We start from the raw sequence: 4,199 nt of genomic DNA on the forward strand, positions 1-4,199 counted from the left end.
GCGCCGCTGTTTCATTTGCAACACCTCCACTGCTTACGCAGCGTCTAGTGTGTTGCATCGACCGGTTGAATCCACCACTCGTAGCGGCCAGTGACACGGACCTGTGATTCTGACGACGCGGTCGGCCGCCCGACGTGAGACTTGCCGCCTGACTGGACATCAAGCCTCACGTGCTAGGCGGTATGTAATGCGTTGCCAGCAAGCAAGGTTCACGGCGAACATTTCGGAGGAGGGGCGGTTTCAAATTTGGAGATGGTTTAAGGAGGTCGCATGAACCATCCGCAACACATTGGACTGTCTGGCCGCACTCGACGAGGCACACGAGACGGGGCATGTCACGGTTGAGACGGTGCATTGTATCTGTCAGCGCTCGAGGCGTTGGCTACCGACGGCATTCTGAGGCGGACGGGCGACCATCGCGATGTCGTGCAAGTAGGGCGGCGCGCTGCCCTGTCACGCATGGAAAACACCGGGTGTGCGTCCACGCGTTGGCCGACGGTCTATGACTGAAATCGACCGGGTGGGTAAAGGGTTAAACGCGTCGCCTAAGTCGGGGGCCATTCAAGCTAACCGGTTCCGACCAATCGGGGCGCCTCCGCACGGGTGCGCCGTTGCGATCAGGCGACGCACGCTTTGGATTGCGGAAGTATGCGCAAGGCACGGCGGAATCCGGTCGTGCCGTCGTTGCGGAGCGGATTCAATCAGGGATTTTCCGTTCTATGGTCATGCGAGGGGACCAATGTGCTGCCCGGCCACTGCACGGCAGGCTTCGACAGTGGCGAAGGCGGTACGTGCGTTGTGGTCTGGTTGCACCCCTTGGGAGACACACCAAGCCGGGAAAGTGTCGGGATTGATCCGCACCTGGATCACCACGAAGCCGTCTTTAACGAGTTCGTTACGAATTTCGTCCGCTCGTTTCTTCCATTGCGCCCACGAGCCTTCTAACGCGTCACCGTCGATGAATGAAGCTTTGCAGCGTTCGTATTCAGATTCTTCGTACCAGACGATGCCAAGGACTGAGGTAGTCATGTTTAAACCCCGATGTGCAAACCACGATCAATATCGTTTGTGGTGAGTGTGTGACGACGAGGATGAACACTTCGCGGCCGATTTCTGCAGGATGGCTGCGTAGTCAGCGACAGCGGTGGCAGTGAGTTCCGATCGGGATGTTTTGATGACTTCGGCGAGTTCTTTTGCGAGTTCGAGCTCAAAGGCGGAGAGAAACACGTCCTTGTTCGGACTGTTGGAGATCAGGGCTCTCAAGGCGGCTGCCGTTGCGAAATGCAGCCCGAAAAGTACATCGAGTTGCTGATCAGTGGTCATCTTCCGTAGATCGCTGGTCATGCGAACCTCATGGTGTGGTGGCTAAAATGGTGAGAATTTTAATTCTTGCACGGTCACGCTGCGGCTCCAACGAGTGATGGAAGATGCGATCGATTTTTGAAAGTGAGTGGGGAAAATGTCGAAACTGAGAGGCACAGCAGTAGGGAAGGTTCGAAGCCGGTTCGGCAATGCGGTAATCAATGCGGGGACGATTGCTGTTCTGCTGTTCGGTGGTCTGGTTGCCGCGTGGATGGCGATGTGGATGGTGCATTACATGGCGGAGTTCGTGCGCTGGCTGCCGGTGCCGCATGAATTGGCGTGAGCGTTGGTGTAGGTCGCATTGCCGGCGGACGGTGCCGATCGCAACAATACCAATGAACGAAAGGTATCCGGCTATGGGATTGCGTAAAGTCTACCAGGCGAGGTGCTGGGCATTTCCTGGTGGATCGGATGCGATGGCGCTGACCATGTCGTCAGCCAGTTTGCAGAGCCGTCACACGCGTGCGTGCCTCTGTGTGTCGGTGCAGAAGTTCCACACGTAGTTCACCACACGGCTCTGTTGGTTCAGCTGTCCGTTGAGCGATTTCACCCGGACCGGTAGACAAGGATCATGCCTATCACGCTACCGTTTGAGTGCCGTTTGTCAACGGCACTCCTTTCCTCCCCGCCATGCGCCCCGAAGGAAGTCCCCTTGAGGAAAGGCAAGGCTTCTCGGAGCAACTGATGAATTTCTAACTCGCGGCGCTAGCCTTCCCCTGCCGAGTTCGACGGCCATAAAATCTGCTTGAGTAGATCGAGCGACAATTCCTCGTGACCCTCGTTTTTGCGAGCTTCGCAAGCACCTACTTGTTCATGTCGGTTCGACCTAAGTTCTTCGAGCGTCCAAGGCTGTTGGGTAATCGCCTCCGGATCAAATTCCGGATGGATCTTGAGCAAAGCCTCGGCGAGTTCTCGCGTCTCCTCCGAGCTGCGTACACAGGTCCAGATATCCCTCTGTTCGTAGGAACCTGGGTTGAATTCTTCAACGCAGTTGGAATACTCATTACGCATCTGTGTAATAAGATCGGTTGCGTCAGGAAACTCTACTCCTCCAGCGTACCGCTTTCGTTGACATGGGGCATTCCCTTCATTGTCCTTGGTGTTGGGAGAAAACCTGAGATAGTCCGCCGCTGGAATATTCGGCGGTCCCCCGGAATTCCTGACGAGGCCTAGGGCATCTTCCAGTTTGGCATACATGATTTGACGTTGCTTAACGCCCCCGAGCGAAGAAAGTTCTCCTGACTTGCTTGCCTGGCCCTTGTTCACGATGTGGATCAGCGCTTGTACAATTGATCCACGATTGCCAAGGCGCAATGCGAGTTGTGCACTGGCGGTGGAATGATTGAGTTGGGTCGCGCGAAAGTGCAAAATGGCGTTGCGAATATTAAACATGGCTGTGTATGATCACAATTGATTGGATGAAGCGGCGAAGATATTGTCGGGTCGTGAAAACATTTCGACATCTTTAATGGTTGATTGTGTTTCAAAAATCCGTGAATATGCTTTCAGAAAGCGGCCATAAGGCTATGTCTGTGCGCTGGCTTGCACTAGCTTCAAGGTTCTCAGTCGCTAGTCGAGCAAGGCTGTAACGATGTTTGTCGCTGACGACGAGATCAGTGGCGAGATGGTGGGCGAGTGGGCAGGTACCCGGCGGTAGGCGCCAGTGTGTCTACCTTGCGACCAAGTTTTTGGCGGCACCCGTAATTGCTTCGTGGTTGAGTCGAGAAGCCGGGTGCGGCCGAAAATCAGGGAGGAATGAATGGACTGGAAAGACATCGCTTCGGCGGTCGGCCAGGCGGCGACAGTGATCGGCACGCTGCTTGGTGGCCCCGCAGGTGGGGCGGTCGGTGCCCTCGGTACCGGCACACGCCGGATGCGGTATCGACGGCGCTGACCAGCGATCCGGACGCCCTGCTGAAACTGTAGGAATTGCAATCGAACGCGAGTGGCTGCTGCAACAGCTGATCGTGACGGTCGAACAGCATCGCCTGCAGGCCGATGCCGCCGAGGCAGTCGATCGGGACAGCGCGCAAGCTGGCCGCGCAGCAGTCGCAGGACTGGATGCGACCGACGCTGAGCCTGGCGCTCGTGGCGTCGACGGTCGTGATCGTGTTCCGGGTGATGGCCGGAGTGGCAGACGGCACACTGAAGGATCCGGCCATTGCAGCAACAGCGGGCGGCCTGCTGATGTACTTTGCGCGCGAGACCGCGCCAGTATTGGGATTCTGGTTTGGGACCACACGGGGTGCATCGCTACGGGCGATGGTGCCGATCGCGAGGCTGCCGGGCGCGGCACCCGGCGATCAAGCGTCCGCTCGACCGACGTGTGGGGCCTTACGGGCGAGCGAACGCCGTGCCCGTTTCGAACTCGGCAATGCGTCGATTGACGCCCACGAAATCATGGATGAACGAGCGTGCCCACGCGTGATCGGGCCGCTTTTCTTTGCTCCACCCCGCCACGGGCGAGCGCCTGCCTGCCTGCGATGGGCGCAGTGCGGCCGGGTCCGTGTTGGGCGCACGGCTCACGCTTTGGAGCGAACGGGCAAGGGGGGCGGACGCGCGCGTCGGTGGTGGTTGGTTGAGAAGGTTCGAAACGGCTACTCGAACGCCCTTGGAAACAGTCATGGCAAGTCGCACCTCAATTCCTCCTGTTTGGTTCAAGGTGGCGAACATTCTTGCCGACTGTTCGATAAGATTCTTCCAGAATCCGGCTACGGATCGTTTTCGCGCCCGACGCCAATGGAGAACCGTCTGTCATCAGCGCCGGTCGCGCGCCCGCCGTTTCCTCGCTATCGACAGCGTGAGCGAGGCTCGCAGCCGATCCGCGGCGCGCCAAG

At 57.9% G+C, this 4,199-nt stretch carries 4 protein-coding genes and 2 pseudogenes; 2 read left to right on the forward strand and 4 right to left on the reverse strand.

Annotated features, from left to right (window positions below):
• Positions 1-723: 723 nt before the first annotated feature.
• A complete protein-coding gene (locus WS45_RS35535) occupies positions 724-1,029 on the reverse strand; it encodes a hypothetical protein (RefSeq protein ID WP_156437358.1) in 306 nt (101 codons plus the stop codon).
• A 27-nt stretch (positions 1,030-1,056) separates the two neighbouring features.
• Positions 1,057-1,344: a hypothetical protein gene (locus WS45_RS32685; RefSeq protein WP_059530914.1), complete on the reverse strand. Its 288-nt coding sequence runs from the start codon at positions 1,342-1,344 to the stop codon at positions 1,057-1,059.
• A 115-nt stretch (positions 1,345-1,459) separates the two neighbouring features.
• Between WS45_RS32685 and WS45_RS32690 the strand changes: the two genes are divergently transcribed.
• On the forward strand, positions 1,460-1,645 hold the full coding sequence (locus WS45_RS32690; protein ID WP_059530911.1) for a hypothetical protein: 186 nt from the start codon (positions 1,460-1,462) through the stop codon (positions 1,643-1,645).
• A 180-nt stretch (positions 1,646-1,825) separates the two neighbouring features.
• Here WS45_RS32690 and WS45_RS36350 read toward each other — a convergent pair.
• Positions 1,826-1,935: pseudogene (locus tag WS45_RS36350) on the reverse strand (RNA-guided endonuclease InsQ/TnpB family protein); the annotation flags it as partial.
• Positions 1,936-2,067: 132 nt separating this feature from the next.
• A complete protein-coding gene (locus WS45_RS35540; RefSeq protein WP_156437359.1) occupies positions 2,068-2,754 on the reverse strand; it encodes a hypothetical protein in 687 nt (228 codons plus the stop codon).
• Positions 2,755-3,423: 669 nt separating this feature from the next.
• Here WS45_RS35540 and WS45_RS35920 point away from each other — a divergent pair.
• Positions 3,424-4,199: pseudogene (locus tag WS45_RS35920) on the forward strand (hypothetical protein); the annotation flags it as partial.

The sequence above is a fragment of the Burkholderia sp. RF2-non_BP3 genome (assembly GCF_001522185.1).
GTDB lineage: Bacteria > Pseudomonadota > Gammaproteobacteria > Burkholderiales > Burkholderiaceae > Burkholderia > Burkholderia diffusa.